At 64.5% G+C, this 22,948-nt stretch carries 23 protein-coding genes and 1 pseudogene; 9 read left to right on the top strand and 15 right to left on the bottom strand.

Annotated features, from left to right (window positions below; translation table 11 throughout):
- Positions 1-4 precede the first annotated feature (4 nt).
- Positions 5-1,306, bottom strand: coding sequence for an MFS transporter (locus tag FUT88_RS07585; protein ID WP_147214464.1), 1,302 nt, complete (start codon positions 1,304-1,306; stop codon positions 5-7).
- 233 nt (positions 1,307-1,539) lie between these two features.
- On the opposite strand from FUT88_RS07585, the gene FUT88_RS07580 reads away from it, so the two are divergent.
- Positions 1,540-2,457, top strand: coding sequence for a LysR family transcriptional regulator (locus FUT88_RS07580; protein WP_027681456.1), 918 nt, complete (start codon positions 1,540-1,542; stop codon positions 2,455-2,457).
- Between the two features lie 3 nt (positions 2,458-2,460).
- Here FUT88_RS07580 and FUT88_RS07575 read toward each other — a convergent pair whose 3' ends face one another.
- Positions 2,461-3,423 (bottom strand): AraC family transcriptional regulator, encoded by a 963-nt coding sequence (locus FUT88_RS07575; RefSeq protein WP_147214463.1) that lies wholly within the window; start codon positions 3,421-3,423, stop codon positions 2,461-2,463.
- A gap of 119 nt (positions 3,424-3,542) precedes the next feature.
- On the opposite strand from FUT88_RS07575, the gene FUT88_RS07570 reads away from it, so the two are divergent.
- Positions 3,543-4,754, top strand: coding sequence for an MFS transporter (locus FUT88_RS07570; protein ID WP_147214462.1), 1,212 nt, complete (start codon positions 3,543-3,545; stop codon positions 4,752-4,754).
- 135 nt (positions 4,755-4,889) lie between these two features.
- Here FUT88_RS07570 and FUT88_RS07565 read toward each other — a convergent pair whose 3' ends face one another.
- Positions 4,890-5,228 (bottom strand): zinc ribbon domain-containing protein YjdM, encoded by a 339-nt coding sequence (locus FUT88_RS07565; protein WP_147214461.1) that lies wholly within the window; start codon positions 5,226-5,228, stop codon positions 4,890-4,892.
- Between the two features lie 177 nt (positions 5,229-5,405).
- On the opposite strand from FUT88_RS07565, the gene FUT88_RS07560 reads away from it, so the two are divergent.
- The 4 genes from FUT88_RS07560 to FUT88_RS07545 all read left to right on the top strand — a co-directional run bounded on the left by FUT88_RS07560 (position 5,406) and on the right by FUT88_RS07545 (position 7,327).
- Complete coding sequence (locus FUT88_RS07560) at positions 5,406-5,810, top strand: SRPBCC family protein (protein WP_147214460.1); 405 nt, start codon at positions 5,406-5,408, stop codon at positions 5,808-5,810.
- A gap of 79 nt (positions 5,811-5,889) precedes the next feature.
- Positions 5,890-6,237 carry a hypothetical protein gene (locus FUT88_RS07555; RefSeq protein ID WP_027681460.1) on the top strand — a complete coding sequence of 116 codons (348 nt, stop codon included), beginning with the start codon at positions 5,890-5,892 and terminating at the stop codon, positions 6,235-6,237.
- A gap of 7 nt (positions 6,238-6,244) precedes the next feature.
- On the top strand, positions 6,245-6,454 hold the full coding sequence (locus FUT88_RS07550; protein ID WP_147214459.1) for a DUF1653 domain-containing protein: 210 nt from the start codon (positions 6,245-6,247) through the stop codon (positions 6,452-6,454).
- Entirely contained in the window at positions 6,455-7,327 is an 873-nt protein-coding gene (locus tag FUT88_RS07545; RefSeq protein ID WP_147214458.1) for a DUF817 domain-containing protein, read from the top strand. It begins immediately after the preceding gene.
- Here FUT88_RS07545 and FUT88_RS07540 read toward each other — a convergent pair.
- The 5 genes from FUT88_RS07540 to bioA all read right to left on the bottom strand — a co-directional run bounded on the left by FUT88_RS07540 (position 7,296) and on the right by bioA (position 11,891).
- Entirely contained in the window at positions 7,296-7,820 is a 525-nt protein-coding gene (locus tag FUT88_RS07540) for a hypothetical protein (protein ID WP_147214457.1), read from the bottom strand. The genes FUT88_RS07545 and FUT88_RS07540 overlap by 32 nt on opposite strands.
- A gap of 165 nt (positions 7,821-7,985) precedes the next feature.
- Positions 7,986-8,504: a hypothetical protein gene (locus FUT88_RS07535; RefSeq protein ID WP_147214456.1), complete on the bottom strand. Its 519-nt coding sequence runs from the start codon at positions 8,502-8,504 to the stop codon at positions 7,986-7,988.
- A gap of 37 nt (positions 8,505-8,541) precedes the next feature.
- Complete coding sequence (gene bioD, locus FUT88_RS07530; protein WP_147214455.1) at positions 8,542-9,249, bottom strand: dethiobiotin synthase; 708 nt, start codon at positions 9,247-9,249, stop codon at positions 8,542-8,544.
- A gap of 1 nt (position 9,250) precedes the next feature.
- Positions 9,251-10,498: an 8-amino-7-oxononanoate synthase gene (gene bioF / locus FUT88_RS07525; RefSeq protein ID WP_147214454.1), complete on the bottom strand. Its 1,248-nt coding sequence runs from the start codon at positions 10,496-10,498 to the stop codon at positions 9,251-9,253.
- Positions 10,485-11,891, bottom strand: coding sequence for an adenosylmethionine--8-amino-7-oxononanoate transaminase (gene bioA / locus FUT88_RS07520; RefSeq protein WP_147214453.1), 1,407 nt, complete (start codon positions 11,889-11,891; stop codon positions 10,485-10,487). Before bioA ends, bioF begins: the two co-directional genes overlap by 14 nt.
- Positions 11,892-12,282: 391 nt before the next feature.
- Here bioA and FUT88_RS26105 point away from each other — a divergent pair, with 391 nt between their 5' ends.
- Positions 12,283-12,450 carry a hypothetical protein gene (locus FUT88_RS26105; RefSeq protein ID WP_186829257.1) on the top strand — a complete coding sequence of 56 codons (168 nt, stop codon included), beginning with the start codon at positions 12,283-12,285 and terminating at the stop codon, positions 12,448-12,450.
- 92 nt (positions 12,451-12,542) lie between these two features.
- Here the strand turns inward: FUT88_RS26105 and FUT88_RS07515 are convergent.
- The 7 genes and pseudogenes from FUT88_RS07515 to FUT88_RS07485 form a co-directional block, all read right to left on the bottom strand.
- A pseudogene (locus FUT88_RS07515) lies at positions 12,543-13,324 on the bottom strand (1,6-dihydroxycyclohexa-2,4-diene-1-carboxylate dehydrogenase).
- Entirely contained in the window at positions 13,321-14,349 is a 1,029-nt protein-coding gene (benC, locus tag FUT88_RS07510; RefSeq protein ID WP_147214452.1) for a benzoate 1,2-dioxygenase electron transfer component BenC, read from the bottom strand. The pseudogene FUT88_RS07515 and the gene benC overlap by 4 nt, the downstream one beginning before the upstream one ends.
- Positions 14,350-14,396: 47 nt before the next feature.
- The gene (benB, locus tag FUT88_RS07505; RefSeq protein WP_147214451.1) at positions 14,397-14,885 is read right to left on the bottom strand and encodes a benzoate 1,2-dioxygenase small subunit; all 489 of its coding nucleotides are present in this window, start codon (positions 14,883-14,885) and stop codon (positions 14,397-14,399) included.
- A complete protein-coding gene (locus tag FUT88_RS07500) occupies positions 14,882-16,240 on the bottom strand; it encodes a Rieske 2Fe-2S domain-containing protein (protein ID WP_147214450.1) in 1,359 nt (452 codons plus the stop codon). Before FUT88_RS07500 ends, benB begins: the two co-directional genes overlap by 4 nt.
- Positions 16,241-16,268: 28 nt before the next feature.
- A complete protein-coding gene (gene catA / locus FUT88_RS07495) occupies positions 16,269-17,204 on the bottom strand; it encodes a catechol 1,2-dioxygenase (protein ID WP_147214449.1) in 936 nt (311 codons plus the stop codon).
- A 43-nt stretch (positions 17,205-17,247) separates the two neighbouring features.
- Positions 17,248-17,538: a muconolactone Delta-isomerase gene (gene catC / locus FUT88_RS07490; protein ID WP_102067185.1), complete on the bottom strand. Its 291-nt coding sequence runs from the start codon at positions 17,536-17,538 to the stop codon at positions 17,248-17,250.
- 38 nt (positions 17,539-17,576) lie between these two features.
- A complete protein-coding gene (locus tag FUT88_RS07485; protein ID WP_147214448.1) occupies positions 17,577-18,686 on the bottom strand; it encodes a muconate/chloromuconate family cycloisomerase in 1,110 nt (369 codons plus the stop codon).
- Between the two features lie 111 nt (positions 18,687-18,797).
- On the opposite strand from FUT88_RS07485, the gene FUT88_RS07480 reads away from it, so the two are divergent.
- Together FUT88_RS07480 and FUT88_RS07475 are read left to right on the top strand one after the other, a co-directional pair.
- On the top strand, positions 18,798-19,709 hold the full coding sequence (locus tag FUT88_RS07480) for a LysR family transcriptional regulator (RefSeq protein WP_147214447.1): 912 nt from the start codon (positions 18,798-18,800) through the stop codon (positions 19,707-19,709).
- A 103-nt stretch (positions 19,710-19,812) separates the two neighbouring features.
- On the top strand, positions 19,813-22,848 hold the full coding sequence (locus tag FUT88_RS07475) for a transglycosylase domain-containing protein (RefSeq protein ID WP_147214446.1): 3,036 nt from the start codon (positions 19,813-19,815) through the stop codon (positions 22,846-22,848).
- Positions 22,849-22,948: the final 100 nt, after the last annotated feature.

Below are 22,948 nucleotides of genomic sequence, written 5' to 3'. Positions count from 1 at the left end.
GGTGTCAGTGGGTGTCGCGCGCTTCGCGCAGGCTCAGCACCGTCAGCAACGTGATGGCGCTGCACGCCATCATGTAGAAAGCAGGGGAGAGCGGATTGCCGGTGCGGGCCAGCAGCCACGTCACAACAAACTGGCACGAACCGCCGAACACCGTGACGCCGATCGCGTAGATGACCGACAGGCCGCTGGCGCGCACCTTGATGGGCAGCAGCTCCATCATCATGAGCAGCATCGGCGTGGTGCCCAGATACAGCGTGCCGGTCAGCAGCGCCGAGAGCACCAGCACCAGCGGCACGCTCGGGTAATGCGTCATCAGCCAGAAGGCCGGATAAAGCGCCGCCACGGTGACCAGCGTTGCGCCCACCACCAGCGGCTTGCGGCGCGGCAGGCGGTCGGCCAGCCAGCCGGAAAGGAGCGACGCGCCAAAGCTCGTCAGCCCCGTCACGCAACCAGCGAGCAGCGACAGCGAAGGCGGCAGATGCAGCTCGCGGATCATGTAGGTCGGCATGAAATAGATCACCAGATACGTGCCGACCGTCCCGCCGATGATCGTCAGCACGCCTTTGACGACGAGCCCGCCGTGGTCGCGGAACAAGGTGCCGAGCGGGCTCGGTGCATGCGCTTCAGCGGTGTGCGTTTCATCCAGGTGCGAGCGGATATACAGGCCCACCGGCGCAATCAGCAGGCCGAGGAAGAACGGCACGCGCCAGCCCCAGCTCTGCAGCGCTTCCGGCGACAGGCTGCCGTACAGAATGGCCGCAGTCAGCGCGCCGCACAGTGCCGCGATGCCCTGGCTGCCCAGTTGCCAGCTCACGCGAAACCCGCGCCCACGGACGCCACCGGACTCCATCAGCATCGCAGTCGACGCGCCGATTTCGCCGCCCAGCGAAAAGCCCTGCAGCAACCGCCCGGCCAGAATGACCAGCGGGCCGAACAGGCCTGCGGTGGCGTATGTCGGCGCAACCGCCAGGCACAGCGTGCCGACGACCATCAGCCCGATCGTCAGCGTCATCGCGGCCTTGCGTCCGTGGCGGTCTGCATAGTTGCCGATCACGAAGCCGCCGAGCGGGCGCATCACAAAGCCGATGCCGAACGTCGCCACCGCCAGCAGCAGCGAGCCATACGCGCTGTCGGACGGAAAGAACAGCTTGCCGATCATCAGCGCGAAGAAGCTGTAGACCGTGAAGTCGTACATCTCCAGCGCATTGCCGATCGAGCATGCGGCGATCAGCCTTGCCTGGCCGACAGGCTTGGGCGCAGCAGCAACCGAGGCGGGCAACGGCGTCTGCAGGGTGGCGTCATTCATGTGGATCTCCATCCGGGGGATTGGCAAGAGGGCATCTGCGAACCCTTGGGCGCTTGCAGTATTCCGCCAAGCCGCCGTCCGGAAAAAATCGTAAATATTCATCCCGATAACCAAATAGAATCGCCGTCATAACCGGCCTGCATCCGCTATCGGGGAAAGCCCGCGAATCCTTGGGGCAAAGTCGCATGACACGCCGAGTGCCGGGCATGGCGCCCAACAATGGGGAGAGCGATGTGAAGCTGCACCAATTGCGCATCCTGCTGGCCGTGGCACAGCACGGCAGCATCCACGAAGCGTCTCGCGGGCTGCACATCTCCCAGCCGGCGTTGTCGAAGGCGATTGCGGAGCTGGAAAGGGAGCTTGGCGTCACGCTGCTGTCGCGTTCGGTGCGCGGCGTGAGCCTGACCGCATATGGCATGGCGCTGGTCAAGCGCGCGAGTGTCGTCGAACAGGAACTGCGTCACGCGCTGGAAGACATCGAAGCCATTCGCGGCCATGCGGAGGCGGAACTCAACATCGGCTTTACCGCCGTGGCGTCGAGCGGCCCGCTGCCGGATGCCATGGCGGCGCTGCGGAAGCGGTTTCCCAACGTCGCCCTACGCGGCTTCGAACAGCGTCCGCAGCAGATTCTGGAAGGGCTCCGGGAGGGGCGGCTCGATATCGGCTTGATCTCCAGCAACAGCGGCCCCGGCACGGGCAGTTTTCAGTGGGAGCCGCTGTTTTCGGTGCCGATGCGCCTGGCGGTACGCCCCGGCCATCCGCTGCGCCGCGTGCGCCGGCTGCGTCCGCTGCTGGATGCCGACTGGCTCGTGCTCGACCCGCTGGAGGATCCGGGCAGCCCGATGGTCAGCCTGATGCGGCTGCATCGTCTCGACATCCCGCGCCGGATCGTGCAAAGCGCGTCGAATCTGCTGGGGCTGCAGCTCGCCACGAAGACAGACGTCGTCAGCATGTGGTCGGAATTTGTCTTCAGCGGCACCGGCGGCCCGCTACGCATGGTGCCGGGTTCGCTCGAAACCTTGCCGATGGAAGATGAGCTGCCGGATTTCAACGTCTACATGGTCTACCGTTCGGCCGACCTGATGACGCATGTGTGCGCGGAATTCAGCAAGGAGATCCGGCACGCGGCGCAGCACTATCGCCAGCGCTGAACATCACGCCTCAACTTCGGCGCCTTCTGCGCGCATGGCCCCAGGCGGCCGCCCAACCACCCGTTTGAATGCGCGGCTGAACGCAGCGAGCGACCCGTAGCCGAGCCGATACGCGACGGCCTCGATCGCCTCGCGGTCACGCGTGATCCATTGCGCGGCGAGCCGCATCCGCAGCTCGGTCAGATAGCGCACGGGCGTCATTCCGGTCGCCGCCAGGAAGCGCTCGGCAAATACCGAGCGCGAGACGCCGGCTTGCGCCGCCAGCTCCGCGACGCTCCAGTTGCGGCCCGGGTCACGGTGCAGGGCGACGATCGCGCGACCGAGTTTCGGCTCGCGCAGGGCCTGCACCCAGCCCGTCGCGTCGCCGCAGCCGCATTCCACCCAGCCGCGCACGATGAAGGCGGCCACCACGTCCGCCAGTCGCGCCAGGATGCCGGCAAAACCTGCGCGCTCGGAGCACGATTCGCGCTCCATCGCGTCGAGCATCGGGCGGATTTCCGGATAGCGCGCAAGCAGGGTGCCGACGTGCATGAACTCCGGCATCGTGCCGACAAGGGGCTGCATGCCGCCCAGGTCCAGCTCCATGCACGCGCTGAAAATGAGCGCATCGCCCGGAGCCGCTTCCGTACCGGCACCCACCGACGCCACCGTGTCGCAGATCTTCGCGGCTTCAAAGCCGGCGATCTCGCGGCACGGCGCATCCGGATCGGACAACAGCGCATGCGGGGTGCCCTGCGGCAGCAACACCGCATCGCCAGCTTCGAGTCGCATCGTTGCGCCCGACGCATCGCGCAGCAGCACGGGCCCGCGGCCAACGAAGTGAAATTGCGCACGCCCCGGCGCCTCGCCAAAGCTCAGCCCGAAGGGCCGCGCCACGTGGATACGGCGGTACTGGACACCGCTCAGCCGCATGCCCAGCAGCAGCTCGCTGACAAGGTCATGCACGTCGGGGAGGGGAGTGGGCATCGCAAGTATTCGGACGAATGATCAACAAGATCGGATTGTATGTCATAGACCGTCCGATTGACGCGCCCTACCATGCGGCCTTATTGGTACTTTCCCTGACTCTTTCTACGGAACGACGCATGAATCCCGGAACCTCTACGGCCGCCGCAGTCGCGGCCCCGCATGAACCTGCCTGGGGCGCCGTCTTTGCGATGGCGCTGGGCGTGTTCGGGCTCGTCACGGCCGAATTCTTGCCCGCAAGCCTGCTGACGCCCATGGCGGAAAGCCTCGGCGTGACCGAAGGCGTGGCAGGGCAGGCCGTCACGGCCACCGCAACGGTCGCCCTCGTCACCAGCTTGCTGACCGCCGCCGTCACGCGCGCCATCGACCGGCGGCGCGTGCTGCTGGCGTTTTCGGTGCTGCTCGTGGCATCCAATCTTGCCGTGGCGTTTGCGACCAACCTGACGACGATCCTGATCGGCCGCGTGGTGCTTGGTATTGCGCTCGGCGGCTTCTGGACCATGGCCACGGCTACCGCAATGCGCCTTGTGCCCGCCGCGCTGGTGCCGCGGGCGCTATCGATCATCTTCAGCGGCGTCGCCGTCGCCACGATTGCCGCCGCGCCGCTCGGCAGCTACTTCGGCCACCTGATCGGCTGGCGCAATGTGTTCCTTGCTGCGGCTGCGCTCGGCGTGCTGGCGTTCGTGTCGCAAGTCGCCACACTGCCATCGATGGCGCCGAGCGGCACGACGCGGCTGCGCACGCTCATCGATGTGCTGCGCCGTCCATCCGTCGGCATCGGGATGTTCGCGACGATCCTCGTGTTCACCGGGCACTTTGCGTTCTTTACGTATTTGCGGCCGTTCCTGGAGCAGGTGGCGGGCGTTGGCGTGAACGGGCTGTCGGCAATCCTGCTGGGCTATGGCATTGCCAACTTTGTCGGCACATCGTTGGCCGGCCGCGTGCTGGAACACCGGCTGCGCCCAATGCTGATCGCAATGCCGGCGCTGATGGTCGTGCTGGGCATCGCGCTCGTGGCGCTGGGCCGCGCGCCGGTCATCGACGCCGTGCTCATCGCACTGTGGGGCATGGCGTTTGGCGGCGTGCCGGTCGCGTGGTCGACATGGGTGACACGCACCGTGCCAGACGAAGCAGAAAGCGCGGGTGGCCTGATCGTCGCCGCCGTGCAGCTGGCGATTGCGACCGGTGCGGCAGCCGGCGGCGTGGTGTTCGACGCGAACGGCGCGGCCGGCGTGTTCATCGGCGCCGCCGTGGTGCTGGCGATTGCCGTTGCGACCATCGTGACGGGCGTGCCCAAACGCGTTGAGGTGGTGCCGGCGATGGCCGAGTGACATGGCGAGATGCGCGCCGTGGGGTTGGCTGGCTATGTGCAGCGCCCCCGGCTCGCTCGCCTGTATTTCGGATAATTTGTGTTATGTTAAATAAAACATCGACCAGCATCCGCCGGCCTTACCACAACCCACCCACTAAGCCTTCTTCAAAAACTCCGGCTTGAGCAGATAGCTCACCCCATCGATCTTGCAATCGATCGGATGGTCGCCCGCCACCACCCGGATGTTCTTGATCTTGGTGCCCGCCTTGAGCGTGCCCGACCCGCCCTTGAGCTTCAGGTCCTTCACCAGCGTTGCGGAATCGCCGGCATTCAGCGGATTGCCGTTGGCGTCCTTGATGACCAGCGCCGTCTCTTCTTCATCTTCCTGCGCCGACGGATTCCATTCGTGCGCGCAGTCTGGGCAGATATAGAGTTCGCCGTCCTGATAGGTGTTTTCAGAGGCGCATTTTGGGCAGGCGGGAATCGTAGACATGGCGAAGCTCGCGAATATGGTCAAAGGGGCCGCACTATATCAGCCGAGATGCGCGCGACAGTTGCCGGCTGCTGCCGCGTGCCTGTACCTTGCAGCCCGATCCGCCGCAATCTATACCTCGGCAGCGCTGCCATGGGCGGTGCCTGACCACACATCGAAATACACCCGGAGCCGCTTATGTGGATTCACGAAGAGAGCATCGAAACGACCGCCTCGCCCGCCCGCGTCTGGGAACTGCTCGCCAACGTTGAGAAATGGGGCGACTGGAATGCCGGCATCGAGCGCATTGAACTCCACGGGCCGTTTGCCAACGGTACGCAGTTCACCATGCAGCCGCCGGGGCAAGACCCGTTCATCAGCACGCTTGTCGACGTGCGTCCCAACGAAGGTTTTGTCGACGAGACGGTGGTCGACGGCACCCGCGTACTGGTGGATCATCAGCTCGTCAGCCTACCGTCCGGCCGCACGAAGATCGTCTATCGCACCGAGATCACGGGCCCCGATGCCGCTGCATTCGGGCCGATGGTCACATCGGATTTTCCCGACGTTCTGGCCGCGCTGAAGCGATTGGCCGAACGCTGAGCGGGCGGCGCGAACTGGCAGCCGTGCCGCGCCGTTCGGTATGATCCACCCTCCAATCATCTGAATCAGGAAGAACATCATGGGCGAAGCCAAACGACGCGGCTCACAGGCCGACCGCATTTCTCAGGCGCACGCCCGGCTGGAGGCCCTGCGCCCCGAAAAGCTTGTCTGCGGCGCCTGCCAGACCGCCTTTACCGAATTCGAAGGGATGGAGCCGCGCGACATGCCCGGCATCCACGCCATCTTCGGCGGCGAATGCCCGAACTGCGGCGAAAGCGTGATTTCCTTCAACGGCGAACCCGAAGCCGTGGCCGCGGCCATGCTGGCTTACCAGGACGCCATGGAAGATGCCAAGCTCGGCGCGCAGACGCAGGAAGGCAAGCACGTCCCCTACGTCGACGAAGAAGACAAGCCCACGCAACACTGAAGCCGCCATGCAAGTCCCGTCAACCCGCCGCTACCGGCACTACAAGGGCGGCGAATACGAATGGCTGTGCGAGGCCACGTACGAGCCCGATCCCGCCATCAAGATGACGGTCTATCGCGCCGCCAACGGCACGATCTGGACACGCCCATCGACGATGTTCCACGAGATGGTTGAAGTTGACGGCCGGCAGGTGCCGCGCTTTGCGCTGATCGACTGAATGCCAGCCGAAACCATCTCCTTGCGAGCGGGCCTGCGGGCCCGTTTTACGTATTGGCGCGACCGCAGCGGCGCCTGGGCCGCGCGCCAAGGGCAATTGGCGGCGGCGGTGCACGAATTTGTCGTTTTCGGCATCAAGCAGGCGTGGGCATGCCTGTTTGGCGGGCTGATGGTCGCCCTGCTGATCGGCACGCATTTCTGGTATCCGGCGGACGCACCGATTGCTCGTTACGACGCCCTGACGATTGCCGCGGTCATCATCCAGATTGCGTTGCTTTGGCTGAAGCTGGAGACGTGGGACGAAGCCAAGGTGATCCTGATGTTCCATGTGGCCGGTACAGGTATGGAGGTGTTCAAGACGGCCGTCGGCTCGTGGATTTACCCCGAGGCGTCGGTGCTGCGCATTGGCGGTGTGCCGCTGTTTACCGGCTTCATGTATGCCTCGGTCGGCAGTTATATCGCGCGGGCGTGGCGCGAGTTCGACCTGCGTTTCACGCATCATCCGCCGTTGGCGGTGACGGCCCTGCTCTCGCTCGGCATCTACGTGAATTTCTTCCTGCACCACTATTGGTGGGACTTGCGCTACGTGCTGATGGCACTCATTGCGGTGGCATTCCGGCGCTGCCGGATCCACTTCCGCATCGATCGCGTCCACCGGCGCATGCCCTTCCTGCTGGGCTTTACGCTGGTCGCCCTCTTCATCTGGCTTGCCGAAAACATCGGCACGTTCACGCGCACGTGGCTCTATCCGAACCAGTTGCAGGGCTGGGAGATGGTGTCGATCGCTAAGCTTGGCGCCTGGTTCCTCCTGACCATCATGAGTTACGTGATGGTCACGCTCGTCAACCCGCCGCGGCCCGTTTCTGACGCTTGAACCAGGCATGCTCGCCAGGCGCTCGGTCGCGTAGTTCGAAGGTGATGTGCACGCGGCGCGAGGCCTGCAGGTAGACGCCGCACGTCAGCGTCAGCGCTGCCGCAACGGCTACGCCGTCGATGAAGGTGGAGCGTGCTTCTGGAATGCCACCGGCCATCAGCATCAGGCCAATCAGCGGCGGCAGCAGCGCCATGTGCACGAGCATGGCCGGGCGGAACGCGCTGTCGTGCGTGGTGGCCAGCACCAGCACCGTCACGCTGGAAATCAGATACAGCAGCGTGGTGAGGTTGATAGCGCCGCTGCCCGGCGCGTTGGCATCGAACAGATCGGCGCCGGCCAGTTGCAGCGCATCCATCGACAACCCCTGCCAGAACACCCACGTTGGCCCGGCGATGGCAATCGCCAGCACCCACGGCAGCCATCCGGCAATGCCGTACAGCGGATGTTGACCCGCTGCGATCGGGTCGATGTCGACCCAGCGATGCGTCAGCATGATGCACCCCCAACAATGCGCGTCCGTTCTGATGACGGTTGCTCTCGGCAAACGCCGGCGGCGTCTGCCTCCCCTGCTCTCTAGCTTAGGTCGCCGCGCAAGGCGCGCAATGCAGGAGGAACCCTGAGCGCACAATCGGATTGCGCTACCTCAACTGCCGGCCAGTTAGCGGCGGAACAGCCGGGGGCGGTCCGGATCGTAAAGCGGGTCGGGCGTGATCTGCGTCAGTTGCAGGACGCCGGCCGGGTCGAAGTAGAAATGCATCAGCGACGGCCAGACGTCGTCCGCCTTGAAGCGGTACGACCAGACCAGCCGTTCCATGCGCGGGAAATACGCGGTCTCGACCGGCTGACCGAAATGCCGGAGCACGTCGTCGCGGGTCCAGACGCCGATCTTGGCCTGGGCAAATTCGAGACTGCTCAGGACTTGCTTGAAGGCGACGAGCTTGCCGCCGGCATCAAAGTCGGCCGCGTAGGTGAACTGGCCGTAGGGTTTGGTCGGATAGAGCCAGCGGGTGCCGCCATCGAGCGGATACGTTTCGCGCGGCGGCCCGAACTGCGCCTGCACGGCGGGCTCGTCGGCGCCCACCAGTCGCTGCCCCTTGGTGACGGGGGACTCCAAGGCCGCACATCCCGCCGTTGCCGCCACCACAATCGCTATCGCCAGCCAACGCATTGCGCGCATGACAACCGTCCCTGTTGCACTCGGTGAAGCCGGTAGTTTACCGCCGCGTTTCAGCTTGGGGCGCCAGTAGCGGCGTGATATCGACGTGGCTTGCGGCGAGCCGCGCATCGGCCTGCGGCAATCGCGGGATCGTGCCCAGATGCGGTGCGTTGATCCACCGGCGCAGGGTGGCGACATTGTCGTCAAGCCCCGCCATGGACGTGTCAACCACGTTGCCGACCCAGCCGGCCAGATGCAGCCCGCGCGCGGCAATCGCCTCGACAGTGAGTGCGGCGTGATTCAAGCAGCCCAGGCGCAACCCGACAACGAGCACCACCGGCAAGCCCAACGCCACGGCCATCTCGGCCGTATCAAAGTTGTCCGACAGCGGCACGCGGAAGCCACCGACGCCCTCCACCACGACGGCATCCGCGAACGATCTGGCCTGCGCAACCGCATCGAGAATCGGCGGCAGCGTGATGGTCACGCCTTCGCGCGCGGCGGCCAGATGCGGAGACATCGGCGCGTCGAGCAGCCATGGGCAAACGGTGTCGAGCGGCAGATCCACCGATGCCGCGGCGCGCAGTTGCTCGACGTCTTCGTTGGTGCGCGTGGGCGCGCCCGCCAGCGTGCCTGCCGCAATCGGCTTGAGGCCCGCGGCACGGTAGCCGGCGTCCGCTAGCTTGCTCAGCAACGCCGCGCTGACGAGCGTCTTGCCGATCTCCGTATCGGTGCCGGTGACAAAGCAATCGAAGCGTGCGGGCATGTCAGGCTGCCTTGGCGGGCTGGAGGGATTGGCCGGCCGCTTCCAGCGCCTGCGCCAGACGCTCGATGTCGGCATCGGTATGCGCCGCCGACAGCGTGATGCGCAAGCGCGCCGTCCCTGCCGGCACCGTGGGCGGGCGGATCGCGGCGATGCGGATGCCTTCGCGTTCGAGCGCAGCGGCCAGCTCCAGCGCGGGTGCGTTCTCTCCAATCACGATCGGCTGGATGGCCGTCGGCGACGGCATCCACTGCCAGCCGAAACGCGCGGCCAGGCGCTGCGCATGCGCACTCCACACGGCGATGTGGCGGTCAAGGCGGGCACGACGTTCCGCGCCCTCTTCGCTGGCAATGAGGTCCAGTGCTGCTTCCACCGCACATGCAATGCCCGGCGGCGTGGCCGTTGTGAAGATGTATGTGCGGGCACGCTGCACCAGCCAGTCAATCACCAGCCGATGTCCGACAATGGCCGCGCCCGAGCCGCCGGCCGCCTTGCCGAACGTGCCGACGTAGACGATGCGCTGCGAGTGCAGCCCGAAGTGCGACAGCACACCGGCGCCGTTCTCGCCCAGCACGCCCAGGCCATGGGCGTCGTCGACGATCAGCCAGGCGTCGTAGCGTTCGGCCAGCGCCAGCAGTTCGGGCAGCGGCGCGATGTCGCCATCCATGCTGAACACGCCATCCGTGACGATCAGCTTGTTGCGGCTGGTGCTGGCGGCCAGCAGCGCTTCCAGCGCAGCGAGGTCGACGTGCGGATAGACCTTGATGGGCGCCCGCGACAACCGCGCACCGTCGATGAGCGATGCGTGGTTCAGCGCGTCGGAAAAGATCATGCATTCATCGGCCGGGCGGATGCCGCCAGCCTGCGCCATGGCGCTCACCACGGCCAGATTGGCCATGTAGCCCGTGCAGAAGAACAGCGCTTCCGCCTCGGGAATGTGCTCGGCTTGCAGCGCAGCCATGCGCCCTTCCAGCCGCGCGTGCGCAATCGAATGGCCGCTGACCAGATGCGATGCGCCGCTGCCAAAGCCATATTGCTGCGTACCCTGCGTCATCGCCTCGGCCAAGGCGGGGTGCGCTGCCAGCCCGAGATAGTCGTTACCGCAAAAGCCCAGAATGTCGCGCGGCTCTTCGCCAGGCACGCTGATTCGTTGGCTGCGGTCGGTCGGGCTGTATGCGGTGCGGCGCACGCGGCGCAGGTGCGCGGCGTCGATGGCGTCGAGGCCCGCCTGCAGGTCGTCAAGCAATCGCATAGGTGTGTCCTTCTGTTTCGCCCGTGCCTTGGGCGAGCGTGTCTTCAAGCGTCTGCAGCGTGCGCTCGACCAGCGTGTCGGTCTCTTCGTCGCTCAGCACATAAGGCGGCAGCAGATAGACGGTGTTGCCGATGGGGCGCAGCAGCAGCCCATGCGTGCGCGCCGTCAGCGCAAAGCGTTCGGCAAAGCGTGCACCGGCCACGTCGGGGTGCACGTCGAACGCGGTGATCATGCCGGTCTGCCGCAGATGGGCAAATCGCGCATCGTGCGACAGCGGCGCCAGCCCCTGGGCGATGCGCGCCGCGGTCACGCGATTACGCGCAAAGACGTCTTCTTCAGCAAACAGATCGAGCGTGGCGAGTGCCGCGCGGCACGCCAGCGGATTGCCCGTATACGAATGCGAATGGAGGAAGCTGCGCACCGGCGCATCGTCGTTGAAGGCGTCGTAGATGGCATCGCGCGACAGCACGATCGACAGCGGCAGATAACCGCCGCTGATGCCTTTCGACAGGCACAGCAAGTCCGGCCACACGCCAGCCTGTTCGCACGCGAAGAACGTACCGGTGCGGCCGCAGCCGACGGCAATTTCATCGGCAATCCAATGCACGCCAAATTCGTCGCACAGCGCACGCACGCCGCGCAGATAGCTCACGTCGTGCATGGCCATGCCGGCCGCGCATTGCACCAGCGGCTCGATGATGACGGCGGCGATGGTGCCGGCGTGGGTGCTCAGGCAATCGCGCAGTGCGGCCAGCGCGCGTTCGGCTACGTCAGCCGCGGTCTCGCCAGGGCCGGCCAGACGCGCGTCCGGGGACGGCACGCGATGCGATTGCAGAATCAGCGGGTCATACGCATCGCGGAAGATCGCCACATCGGTTACGCCCAGCGCACCGAGCGTTTCACCGTGGTAGCCGTGTTCCAGGCAGACGAATCGGCTGCGCGCGCCCTGCCCTGCATTGCGCTGGGCGTGAAAGCTCATCTTCAGCGCGATTTCCACGGCAGAGGCACCGTCGGAGCCGAAGAAGCTGTGGCCCAGTACACCGCCCGTCAGGTCGATCAGGCGCTCTGCCAACTCCACGGCCGGGCGATGCGTCGCGCCCGCCAGCATGACGTGCTCCAGCGAATCAAGCTGCGTCTTCAGCGCCGCGTTGATGTGCGGATTCGCATGGCCGAACAGGTTGACCCACCAGGAACTGGTGCCGTCCAGATAGCGCTTGCCGTCAAAGTCGATCAGCCATGGCCCCTGGCCGCGTGCGATCGGCAGCGGAGGCATGGCATCGAGCCGCGCATTTTGCGTGCACGGATGCCAGACGGCCGCGCGGCTGCGCGCCTGCCACGCCGTATTGGCGCTGGGCGCGCCGTCGACCGGCACCGGGATGGGGGGATACGCCATACGAGGCCTCCTCGAAGCATGAGCGGGGGATTCGGCGGCGTATGGTAGAGGGCATGTGGATCAAACAACAAGCCCGCACGTTGAGTGAAATTACGTTCCTATAGACGAAAGAAGAAAGAAGAAGCGCACTTCTTCGGCGGATTCCCAACGTCCTGCGCGGAACATGTCGCTAAAAATTCTTTCTGCAAGGGAAAAAATGAGCATCAAAAGGCACTTCGAGGGGCCGTCGCTTACGGCTATTTGGAGCGGGCGAGGGCAACGCAGCCGGGGCCGATTATTTACCGGGAGTGATAGTGAGAATGGACCGCAGGTTTGCTTTACCTCATTGCCCCGCCCTAGGGATAACCCTATACTCGGGAAAACCCTAAATCACGCACTGAGAGAAAACATCATGGTTCAGCAAGCCTATTTCACCCCCAAGTTCGCCGGCGACATCCAGGTTCAAGCCGCCAACCGCACATCGCTGCTGCGCGCAGTCATCAATTTCTTCCGCAACGGTTGGGACGACAACCTCCCGTATGCCGAAGTGGTTGGCAAGTCCGGTTCGTACCTGGGCTGAACCCGCGGCCGAATGTTCGGCCATGCCGCGAAGGCACGTAGAAAAAGACGGCGCATCGGCGCCGTTTTTGTTTTGGTCGCCCGACCGTGCACCTAGCCCAGATCTCCGCCGCCCACCGGCAACACCGTCCCGGTGATGTACGAAGCGTCGTCCGAAGCCAGAAACAGGATCGCCCGCACCTGCTCCTCGATCGTGCCGTAGCGGTGCATCAGGCTGCTGGCAATGGTCTGGTCGACGATGCCCTGATACCAGACCGCCTCCTGCTCCGACATGGGCGCCGTGTTGCGCGGGATCTTCCGCGGCGGCGCTTCGGTGCCGCCCGTGGCGACGGCATTGACGCGGATATTGTCCTGCGCGTGCTCCATGGCGAGGCTTGCCGTCAACGCGTTCACCCCGCCCTTGGCCGCCGAATACGGAATCCGATAGATACCGCGCGTGGCAATCGACGACACATTGACGATCACGCCCTGCCGGCGCTCCACCATGTGCGGCAGCACGGCGCGGCAACACCACAGCGTGGGAAACAACGAGCGGCGGATTTCCGCTTCGATTTGCGCTTCTTCATAGTGCTGATACGGCTTCGCCCAGATCGTGCCGCCGACGTTGTTGATGAGCACGTCGATGCGGCCGAAGGCATCCAGCGCAGTTTGTACGGCATGTTGAGCGCCGGCGTAGGTTTCAAGATCCGCCGTGGTGGCGTGGGTTTGGCCGCCCGCTGCAGCAATCTCGGCCTGCACTTCGTAGACCAGCTCGGCCCGGTCCACCAGCAGCACGGCGCGCCCTCTTCTGCCGCAGCCATTGCCACGCCGCGCCCGATACCTTGCGCCGCACCCGTCACGACGATGGCTTTGCCTGAGAACCGTTGCATGCTCATGCCGCCTTCGCCTCCGGTACCGCATTGGGCGTGAACTTCTCGTAGTAAAAGCTGCTCGGCTTCACGCCTTGGTCGTCAAAGTATTTGCGCACTGCATCGACCATTGGCGGCGGCCCGCACAGATAGACGTCGACGTCGCCATCGTTCAGCGCATCGGCCGGCACGTGCTGCGTCCCCCAACCCTTGCGCGGATGATTCGACGCGGCGTCGGCGACGACCGTGGCGTAGCTGAAGTTCGGCAGCCGCGCTGCATAGGCATCGATCGCATCGACCTGCACCAGGTCGAGGTCACGGGTGACGCCATAAATCAGGTGCACCTTCTGCTGCGAATGGGTGCGCGCCAGCACTTCAAGCATCGACAGGAACGGCGCGAGCCCCGTGCCGCCGGCAAGGAACAACAGCGGCCGCTGCACATCGCGCAGATAGAAGCTGCCCAGCGGGCCTTGCAGATCAAGCTTGTCGCCGGGCTGTGCGGTTTCGAGCCAGCGGCTCATCGCGCCGCCGGGAATTTTCTTGATGAGGAAGCTGATCTTCGACTCGCCGGGCGCAGAAGAGAACGAATACGAACGGTGCTGCCCGCTGCCCGGTACGCCGATGTTGACGTACTGGCCCGGCAGAAACACCGGCGCCTCGGCATCCACTTCCAGCTCCAGGATGACCGCTGCATCGTTATGCAGCTCGACGTTCGACACCGTGGCGGCGAAGGTGCTCTGCCCCGTTTTGCAGGCCGTCGACGAGGTCGGCACCGCGATCACGCAATCGCTGTGCGGCACCATCTGGCACGTCAGGACGAGGCCGGTGTTTTTCTCGTCTTCGCTCAGGGCGTCGTCAATGTAATCGTCACCGAGGTCGTAGCTTCCGCTTTCGGCGCGGCACTTGCAGGTTCCGCACACACCGTCGGAGCAATCCATCGGCAGGTTGATCTTGGCGCGGAAGGCGGCATCGAGCACCTTCTCGCCCGCTTTGCAGTCGATGAAACGGGTCACCCCGTCCTCGAAATTCAGTGCGACTGTGAAACTGGACATGGAATACCTCCGCTGCCTCTTTTGCGTGTCCTATACGGGTGTGCACATCAGACGTGATAAACGTCGAGCACCTGCCGGATGTAGTCGTTCTTCAGGACGATTTTCTTGGATGCGATCAGGAAGCCGTCGCCCGCGCGGCGCAGGGTGACGAACATCGTGCCGAAGAAGTGGTCGGTGGTTTTGTACCGGTGGCTGAGCGTGTGAAAGTTGTAACGCACGTCGACTTCATCGCCGCGTTCGGCCAGGACTTCCACGTTGGCGACCGTGTGGCTCGTTCGCGGCTCGGGTGTGGAAGCCCCGCTGCGCTCGGTCTTGATGCGGAAGACGCGATCCTCCAGCCCGCAGCGATTGGCGTAGTACATCAGCGAGATCTGGCTCTGCGGATCGTCGGTCAACTGGTCGTCGTCATCCCAGGCGGGCATCCAGTACGTGACGTCTTCGGCGTAGCAGTCGAGCCACGCGTCCCACTGCCGGTCGTCCAGCAAGCGCGCCTCGCGGTACAGGGCGGCGCAGATCGTTTGGTAATCAGCGCTCATGCCGGCACTCCTTCGCATTCCTGCTTGAGCGCCTCGCGCATGACGCGCACCCAGTATTCGTGCTGGCAGACGAACAGGCCTTCGTCTTCACTGCGCTCGCCCGAGATGAGCGGCTTCAATCCCATCTTTGTTGCGTTCTCGTCAGGGCCGTGCACCCACAGCGGCGCCCCGCGCGACAGGTCGTTCCACAGCGCAGTCGTGCCGGCGTAGCCGTTCTGGCAGGCGCGGAATTCCTCCAGGTCATCGGCGGTGCCCATGCCCGTGACGTTGAAGAAGTCCTCGTACTGGCGGATGCGCGTTGCGCGGTCCGTTGCGCTTTCGCCCTTCGGCGCGAAACAGAAGATCGAGACCTCGGTCTTGTCGACGCTGATGGGCCGTACCACGCGAATCTGCGTGCTGAACTGATCCATCAGGAAGACGTTTGGATACAGGCACAGGTTGCGGGTCTGGTTGACGATGAAATCGGTCTGGGTTTCACCCACGCGCGCCTTGATTTCGTCACGGTGCGCATAGACGGGTCGCACTTCCGGGTTCATCGTCTGCGTCCACAGCAGGATGTGGCCGTGCTCGAACCCATAGACGCCCGCCACCGACTTGCTCCAGCTGTTTGCATCCACGGCCTGCGTGCCGCCTTCCTTGCGTCGCCCCATCGTTGCGGCGTAGTTCCAGTGCACGGTGCTGACGTGGTAGCCGTCGCAGCCGTTTTCCATCTGCATCTTCCAGTTGCCGTCATAGACGTAGGAAGAATTGCCGCGCAGCACTTCCAGGCCTTCGGGCGCCTGGTCGACGATCTGGTCGATGATCACGCGTGCTTCGCCCAGGTATGCCTCGAGCGGCTGCACATCGGCGTTGAGGCTGCCGAACAGGAAGCCGCGATAGCTCTCGAACCGCGCAACCTTCTTCAGATCGTGCGACCCGTGCGTGTTGAATTGCACCGGGTACTCAGTGGTCTTTTCGTCCTTCACCTTCAGCAGCTTGCCGGTGTTCGAGAACGTCCAGCCGTGGAACGGGCACGTGAAGCTGCCCTTGTTGCCATGCTTGCGGCGGCACAGCATCGCACCCTTGTGCGCGCAGGCATTGATGACGGCATGCAGCTCGCCGGTCTTGTCGCGCGTGATGACGATCGGCTGGCGGCCAATCCACGTGGTGTAGTAATCGTTGTTGTTTGGAATCTGGCTCTCGTGCGCCAGATACACCCAGTTGTTCTCGAAGATGTGCTTCATCTCCAGCGCGAACAGATCGGGGTGGGTGAAGATGTCGCGGCGGCAGCGGTAAATTCCGGCCTCTTTGTCATCCACCACGGCGGTTGACAGCAGCTGGTCCAGTTCGCTGGCTTTGTCGATCAAGGCGGACATGGTCGTCTCCACGTTGAGGCACCCGGCCTCAGGCCTCGGCCGAAGCGCGCAGACGATTCACGCGCTGGTTGTCCTTGCCCTGAACCAGCGGCGTGAGCACGAAATTGAATTCGATGTCCTTGTACGCATCGGCTTTCAGGCCGAGCGCGGTGCCGCCGGTTTTTTCCACCACATGCGGAATCAGCTCTTCGCGGGTGGCATAGGCGAAGTCGTCCCAGATCAGCGGATCGCCTTCGATGTTGAATTGCGTCGTCAACTTGCGGTGGCCGTCGCTGGTGACGAAGAAGTGCACGTGCGCCGGCCGGTTGCCGTGGCGCGCAAGGCCGTTCAGCAGTTGCTGCGTGGCGCCGTGCGGCGGGCAGCCGTAGCCCACCGGCATGAGCGTGCGGAATTCATATTGACCATCGGCGCCAGTCCTGACCGCGCCGCGCAGGTTGAACGGGCTCTGCGCACCGGTCGGATCGAAATGCGAGTAGAAGCCGTTCGAGTTCGCATGCCAGCACTCGACCACGGCGCCGGCCACCGGCTTGCCGTCCGGGCCCGTCACCGTGCCATGAATGACCAGCGGGCCTGCCGCCGGGTCCGGATCGATGTCGATCCTGGACACGCCATCGCGCACCGTTGTGCCGGCAACGTACAGCGGCCCTTCAATCGTGCGCGGCGTACCGCCGTTGATGCCCAGCGCCGCATCCGCAGCATCCATGCGGATGTCGAGGTATTTCTCCAGGCCCACGCCGGCCGCCAGCAATGCCGCTTCTCCGTCCTGCCCGAGCTTGTTCAGGTAGTTGATGCCGGCCCAGACCTCGTCCGGCGTGATGTCGAGGTCGTCGATGGCCTTGAACAGGTCGGCCAGCAGCCGGTGGGTGATCTGCTTCAGGCGGGCGTTGCCGTCCTTGCCGTCGAGGTTGGTGGCGGCCTTCAGCAGGTCCTGCACTTCTTTTGTTTGGAATACGCGTGCGTTCATGATGGGTGTCTCCTCGTGGTTTTCTGGGGGAATGTGGAATGTCTCAAGCATCGTCGCTATGAACTGACGACGGGTGACGGCACAGCGGCGTCACGGCGATCTGCATGTACGGAAACAGCGGCAGCGCCGTCAGGATGTCGTGCAGTTCTGCATTGCTCTGCACGTCGAAGATGCTGACGTTCGCGTACTCGCCCACCAGGCGCCAGATGTGGCGCCACTTGCCGCTGCGCTGCAGATCCTGCGAATAGGCCTTCTCGCGCGCCTTGATCTCGTTGGCGACATCGGCGGGCATGTCGGCCGGCAGACGAACATCCATGCGGACGTGGAACAGCATCGTGGTCTCCTTGGTGGGGTGTCTTGGTCTGGTTGTTCTCATTGGCGGCGCAGGCGCGCCAGCTTGTCGCGATCGATGTCGATGCCCAGGCCCGGGCCGGTCGGCACCTGCAACATGAAGTCGCGGTACTGCAGCGGTTCGGTCAGCAGTTCTTGCGTGAGCAACAAGGGGCCGAACAGCTCGGTGCCGAACTGCAGCTCGCCAAAGGTGGAAAACACATGGGCCGATGCGGCCGTGCCGACCGCGCCTTCGAGCATCGTTCCGCCGTACAGGCCGATGCCAGCCAGCTGCGCGATGGCTGCCACCTGCATCGCCGGCACAAGGCCGCCGGATTGCGCGATCTTCACGGCGAAGACATCGGCACTGGCAGAGCACGCCAGCTCAAATGCATCGAGCGGACCGTGCAGGGCTTCGTCGGCCATCATCGGCACCGCAAACTGGCGGGCCAGGCGCTCCAGCGCGGCGCGGTTTTCTGCGCGCACCGGTTGTTCGATCAGGTCGACGCCGCCGGCTTGCAACGCGGCGATGCCGTTGGCGGCGTCCAGCTCGCTCCAGGCCTGGTTGACGTCGACACGCACGCTCACAGCGTCGCCCAGTGCGCGCTTGATGGCCAATACGTGCGCTACATCGTCGGCCACCGGGCGCAGGCCGATCTTCAGCTTGAAGATGCGGTGGCGGCGCTCGGCGAGCATCGCTTCTGCCTCGGCAATGTCCTTGCGGGTGTCGCCGCTGGCGAGCGTCCAGGCCACCGACAGCGCATCGCGCAGGCGGCCGCCCAGCAACTCCGACAGCGGCACGCCGAGCCGGCGGGCCTGCGCATCGAGCAGCGCCGTTTCCAGCGCGCACTTGGCAAAGCGGTTGCCCTGGATGGTCTTGCGCACGCGTGCCATGGCAGCCGCCACATTGCGCGCCTCCATGCCGATCAGCAGCGGCGCAATGTGCGTGTCGATGTTGACCTTGATGCTTTCGGGGCTCTCTTCGCCGTAGTTGAGGCCACCGATGGTGGTGGCCTCGCCCCAGCCTTCGATGCCGTCTTCGCAGCGCACATGCACGAGGACGAGCGTCTGCGTATGCATGGTGGCGACGGACAGCTTGTGCGGACGGATGGTGGGCACATCCACTAGAATGGCCTCGATCGAGCGAATCATGTTTTCCAGGTATCAGAAGAACAGCTATCAACGTGGAAACCAGATTACGCAGCGCGATTTACTGCGTCCAACACCGATTTAGTATCAGTTTCATACCTGAAAGGTATAAAAATGGAGCTGCGTCACCTGCGCTATTTCGTTGCCGTTGCTGAAGAGCTGAACTTCACGCGCGCCGCTGAACGGCTGCACATCGCGCAGCCGCCGCTCTCGCGGCAGATTCAGCAGTTGGAAGAGGAAGTCGGCGTGCTGCTGTTCGAGCGCGGCAGCCGCCCGCTCAGGCTGACCGAAGCGGGCCGCTTTTTCCACGCGCATGCGCGGCAATTGCTGGCGCAGACGGCAGAACTTGCGTCGATGACGCAACGCGTCGGCCAGATCGAGCGACGCATGTCGGTCGGCTTCGTGGCTTCCACGCTGTACGGAATGCTGCCGAAAGTCATCCGGCGCTTTCGGGCGGAGTACCCGATGGTCGATCTGACCATGCACGAAATGACGACGATGGATCAGATCCAGGCGCTCAAGGACGGCCGCATCGACGTCGGTTTCGGCCGCATCCGTTACGAAGACCCGAACGTGCGGCGCATCCTCCTGCGCGATGAACGACTGATCGTCGCGCTGCCCTCAGGCCATGCGCTGCTGGACGGCAGGACAACCGCCTCGCTGCGTGACCTTGTCGGCGACACGCTGATCATTTACCCGCGCACACCGCGCCCGAGTTATGCGGACCAGGTGCTCGCCCTCTTCCACGATCGCGCGCTGGAACCCAGCAAGATTTACGAGGCACGGGAATTGCAAATCGCCTTGGGGCTGGTGGCTGCGGGCGAAGGCGTATCGGTGGTGCCGCGCAGTGTGGCGGGCCTGCGGCGCGAAGATGTCTGCTACATGGAACTCGACGATCCGCAATTGGTCTCGCCCATTATCTTCAGCACGCGCCTGCTCGACGAGTCTGAAGACATCCGCGCCATGCTGGCGCTGACGTATCGGTTGTACGACGAGCAGAAGATTCCGTATTACGCACCCTCGTAAGGCTTGCAATGGCGGCTCCAAAGTTACAAGCCGCTGGACACGACAGCCGCATGGGCTAGATTGAAGCAAGGCGCACGTTCGCCTGCGATTGGAGCGCAAGCGAGTGAAAAGAATACGCCGCCCCATCTTCATCAAATTGGCCCTCGTCGTGGCGCTGGTGCTTGCGGTGGGCGCCTTGCTTGTCGCTCACGAATTCCGCACCTCCGCCTGGCAGGCCCGCTATTTCGCGAATCTGGCGAAATCGCAAACCTTTCCCGTCAAGCCGGGGCCGAACACGTCGGCCCGCTATCCGAACTCCGGCCCTTACGACGAGCGGCTCGGCTATCACGACCTCCCCACGTTTCTGGACCGCCTGCGCTCGCGCGGCTACATCGTCGCGCAGCAGGCCGTGCCCTCCAAAGAGATGGTCGCGCGAATGGACAGCGGCATGAACCCGCCCTATCGCGAGAAGGACCAGGCCGGCCTGGAGCTGCTCGACGACGACGGCCGCCCGATCTACCGCGTGCGGCATCCCGAACGCGTGTATGACAATTTCGCGTCGGTGCCGCCGCTGCTGGTCAACTCACTGCTTGCGATTGAAAACCGCACGCTGCTGCAGACCGAATACCCGAAGCGCAACCCGGCCGTGGAGTGGTCGCGCCTCGCGCGTGCGGTGTGGGACCGCGCCCTGCATGCCGTCAACCCGGCGCATGAATCGCCCGGCGGCAGCACGCTCGCCACGCAGATCGAAAAGTATCGCCACTCGCCCGAAGGCCGCACCGATTCGCCCAGCGAGAAGCTGCGTCAGATGTTCTCCGCCTCCGCCCGTGCTTACCTGAACGGCGAAGACACCACCGCCGCCCGCCACCAGCTCGCCGTCGATTACCTGAACACCGTGCCGCTGGGCGCGCGCGCCGGCTTTGGCGAGATCCAGGGGATTGGAGATGCGCTGTGGGTCTGGTACGGGCGCGACTTCGCCCAGGTGAATGCGCTGCTCGCGGCCCAATCGACGGCGCCCCTCCCAGACCGTGCGCTGGCCTACAAGGAGGCGTTGAGCCTGCTCGTCTCGCAGCGGCGGCCTTCGTACTACCTGGAGAATCTCGATGAGCTGGAAACGTTGACCAACGCCTACCTGCGCGTGCTGGCGGCCTCCGGCGTGATTCCGCCGGCGCTGCGCGATGCGGCCATTGCGCAATCGCTCAAGCAGCAGGCGCTGAACACCCGCGTGCCGCCTCCGCCGCTGGAGCACAAAGGCACGAACGCCGTACGCGTGAATCTGGCGGGCATGCTCGGCATCTCGCGCATGTATGCGCTCGACCGGCTCGACCTGACTGCCAGCAGCACGCTCGATGCGCCGTTGCAGCGCGATATCTCTGCCGAACTGCGCAAGCTGCGCGACCCGGCCAACGCCAAGGCCGCCGGCCTCGTCGGCGACATGATGCTGGAGCGCGGCGATCCGCGCGGCGTGACCTACAGCTTCACGCTCTACGAACGCGCGCCGGGCGGCAACCGCGTGCTGGTGCAAGCCGATACGTTCGACAAGCCGTTCGACATCAACGAAGGCGTCAAGCTCGATCTGGGCTCCACGGCCAAGCTGCGCACGCTGGTGACGTATCTGCAGATCGTGGCCGAGCTGCACAAGCGCTACGCCGACCAGCCCGCCGCGGCGCTGCGCAAGGTCAATATTCCCGTGCAGAACCCGATCGAGCGCTGGGCCGTCGATTACCTCGCCCACATGCAAGACCGCTCGCTCGCGGCGATGCTCGATGCATCGATGGAGCGCAAATACTCCGGCAACGCCGGCGAGTGGTTTGCCACCGGCGGCGGCATGCAGAGTTTCGAAAACTTCGAGAAATGGGAAGGCACCCAAAACTTCACGGTGCGCGAGGGGCTCAAGCACTCCGTCAACCTCGTCTTCGTCCGGATCATGCGCGACATCTCGCGCTACTTTCAGCACCAGTTGCCCAATGCCGGCGCCGAGGCGTTGACCAATCCGGAGTCTCCGCAGCGACAGATTTACCTGCGACGCTTTGCCGACCGCGAGGGCAAGCTCTTCATGGGCCGTTTCTACGCCAAATACAAAGGCAAGACCGACCAGGAGCGCGAAGCCATCCTGGTGCAAAGCACGCGCGCGACGCCGGTGCGGCTGGCCACCATCTATCGCAGCATCGACCCCGAGGCCGGCCCCGGCAAACTCGCCGCATTCATCCGCAGCTACCTGCCCGGCGCAAAGCTGGATGAGGCGGAACTCACCAACCTGTATGAGAAGTATTCCGTCCAGCGCTTCGACCTCGCCGACCGCGGCTACATCGCCAAGCTGCATCCGCTGGAGCTGTGGCTGGTGGCGTATCTGCGCACCCATCCGCAAGCCACGCTCGCGCAGGTGAACGAGGCCAGCGCCGATGAGCGCTTGTCCGTCTACAAATGGCTGCTGCAATCGCACCGCAAGGCCGCGCAAGACAAGCGCATCAAGCAGATGCTGGAGATCGAAGCGTTCCAGCAGATTCACGCCATGTGGAAGCGGCTGGGGTATCCGTTCGAATCGCTGGTGCCGTCATACGGAACCGCCATCGGCGCGTCGGCGGACCGGCCAGCATCGCTGGCGGAGCTGATGGGCATCATCGAAAACGACGGCATCCGCCTGCCCAGCGTACGCATCGACCGCCTTCGCTTTGCCGCCAACACGCCTTACGAAGTCATGCTGTGCCGCGACCCCAACGCCGGAGAGCGCGTGCTGCCGCCCGAGATTCCGCCCCTGGTCAAATCCGCGCTGGCCGGCGTCGTCGAAGGCGGCACCGCCAAGCGCATCTCCGGCACGTTCATCGACAAGGACGGCAAACCCATCGCCATCGGCGGCAAAACCGGCACCGGCGACAACCGCTTCAAAACCTTCAGCCGCGGCGGCGGCCTCATCTCCGAACGGGTCGTCAGCCGCTCCGGCGCCTTCGTCTTCTACCTCGGAGACCGCTACTTCGGCACCGTCGTCGCCTACGTGGCCGGCGCTGATGCCGCCAAGTACAAATTCACCAGCGCACTGACCGTTCAAGTGCTCAAGGTCCTGGCCCCCACGCTGATGAACCACCTGGACCTGCAAGACGAAGCGCCGGCCTTCAACTGCAAGATGCCCCAGGCCACGGCGCCAGAACAGAAGCTGGATTGAGCAAAGTCAGCACAACCGACGGCGACAACGCAGGCCGCCAGACGGTGTGGGCCGTACCCCTGCCCTAGATGGCGCCTTGAATTTCTGTTGCAGGAGGAAA

This window comes from Ralstonia sp. TCR112, assembly GCF_007997035.1.
In the GTDB taxonomy this organism is placed as follows: domain Bacteria; phylum Pseudomonadota; class Gammaproteobacteria; order Burkholderiales; family Burkholderiaceae; genus Ralstonia; species Ralstonia edaphi.
Note: the sequence above shows the minus strand (reverse complement) of the source record. Positions and strands in the feature narration are given on the sequence as shown.

Bases quoted from the DNA above. Each gene is read 5' to 3' on its own strand.
- FUT88_RS07550 (WP_147214459.1), top strand. From the start codon at position 6,245: ATGCAAGTCCCGTCAACCCGCCGCTACCGGCACTACAAGGGCGGCGAA.
- FUT88_RS07565 (WP_147214461.1), bottom strand. From the start codon at position 5,228: ATGTCTACGATTCCCGCCTGCCCAAAATGCGCCTCTGAAAACACCTAT.
- FUT88_RS07485 (WP_147214448.1), bottom strand. From the start codon at position 18,686: ATGATTCGCTCGATCGAGGCCATTCTAGTGGATGTGCCCACCATCCGT.
- FUT88_RS07535 (WP_147214456.1), bottom strand. From the start codon at position 8,504: ATGCGCGCAATGCGTTGGCTGGCGATAGCGATTGTGGTGGCGGCAACG.
- FUT88_RS07500 (WP_147214450.1), bottom strand. From the start codon at position 16,240: ATGTCCGCCTTGATCGACAAAGCCAGCGAACTGGACCAGCTGCTGTCA.
- FUT88_RS07555 (WP_027681460.1), top strand. From the start codon at position 5,890: ATGGGCGAAGCCAAACGACGCGGCTCACAGGCCGACCGCATTTCTCAG.
- FUT88_RS07560 (WP_147214460.1), top strand. From the start codon at position 5,406: ATGTGGATTCACGAAGAGAGCATCGAAACGACCGCCTCGCCCGCCCGC.
- benB (WP_147214451.1), bottom strand. From the start codon at position 14,885: ATGAGCGCTGATTACCAAACGATCTGCGCCGCCCTGTACCGCGAGGCG.
- FUT88_RS26105 (WP_186829257.1), top strand. From the start codon at position 12,283: ATGGTTCAGCAAGCCTATTTCACCCCCAAGTTCGCCGGCGACATCCAG.
- FUT88_RS07570 (WP_147214462.1), top strand. From the start codon at position 3,543: ATGAATCCCGGAACCTCTACGGCCGCCGCAGTCGCGGCCCCGCATGAA.
- bioA (WP_147214453.1), bottom strand. From the start codon at position 11,891: ATGGCGTATCCCCCCATCCCGGTGCCGGTCGACGGCGCGCCCAGCGCC.
- catC (WP_102067185.1), bottom strand. From the start codon at position 17,538: ATGCTGTTCCACGTCCGCATGGATGTTCGTCTGCCGGCCGACATGCCC.
- bioD (WP_147214455.1), bottom strand. From the start codon at position 9,249: ATGCCCGCACGCTTCGATTGCTTTGTCACCGGCACCGATACGGAGATC.
- catA (WP_147214449.1), bottom strand. From the start codon at position 17,204: ATGAACGCACGCGTATTCCAAACAAAAGAAGTGCAGGACCTGCTGAAG.
- FUT88_RS07480 (WP_147214447.1), top strand. From the start codon at position 18,798: ATGGAGCTGCGTCACCTGCGCTATTTCGTTGCCGTTGCTGAAGAGCTG.
- FUT88_RS07575 (WP_147214463.1), bottom strand. From the start codon at position 3,423: ATGCCCACTCCCCTCCCCGACGTGCATGACCTTGTCAGCGAGCTGCTG.
- bioF (WP_147214454.1), bottom strand. From the start codon at position 10,498: ATGCGATTGCTTGACGACCTGCAGGCGGGCCTCGACGCCATCGACGCC.
- benC (WP_147214452.1), bottom strand. From the start codon at position 14,349: ATGTCCAGTTTCACAGTCGCACTGAATTTCGAGGACGGGGTGACCCGT.
- FUT88_RS07585 (WP_147214464.1), bottom strand. From the start codon at position 1,306: ATGAATGACGCCACCCTGCAGACGCCGTTGCCCGCCTCGGTTGCTGCT.
- FUT88_RS07540 (WP_147214457.1), bottom strand. From the start codon at position 7,820: ATGCTGACGCATCGCTGGGTCGACATCGACCCGATCGCAGCGGGTCAA.
- FUT88_RS07545 (WP_147214458.1), top strand. From the start codon at position 6,455: ATGCCAGCCGAAACCATCTCCTTGCGAGCGGGCCTGCGGGCCCGTTTT.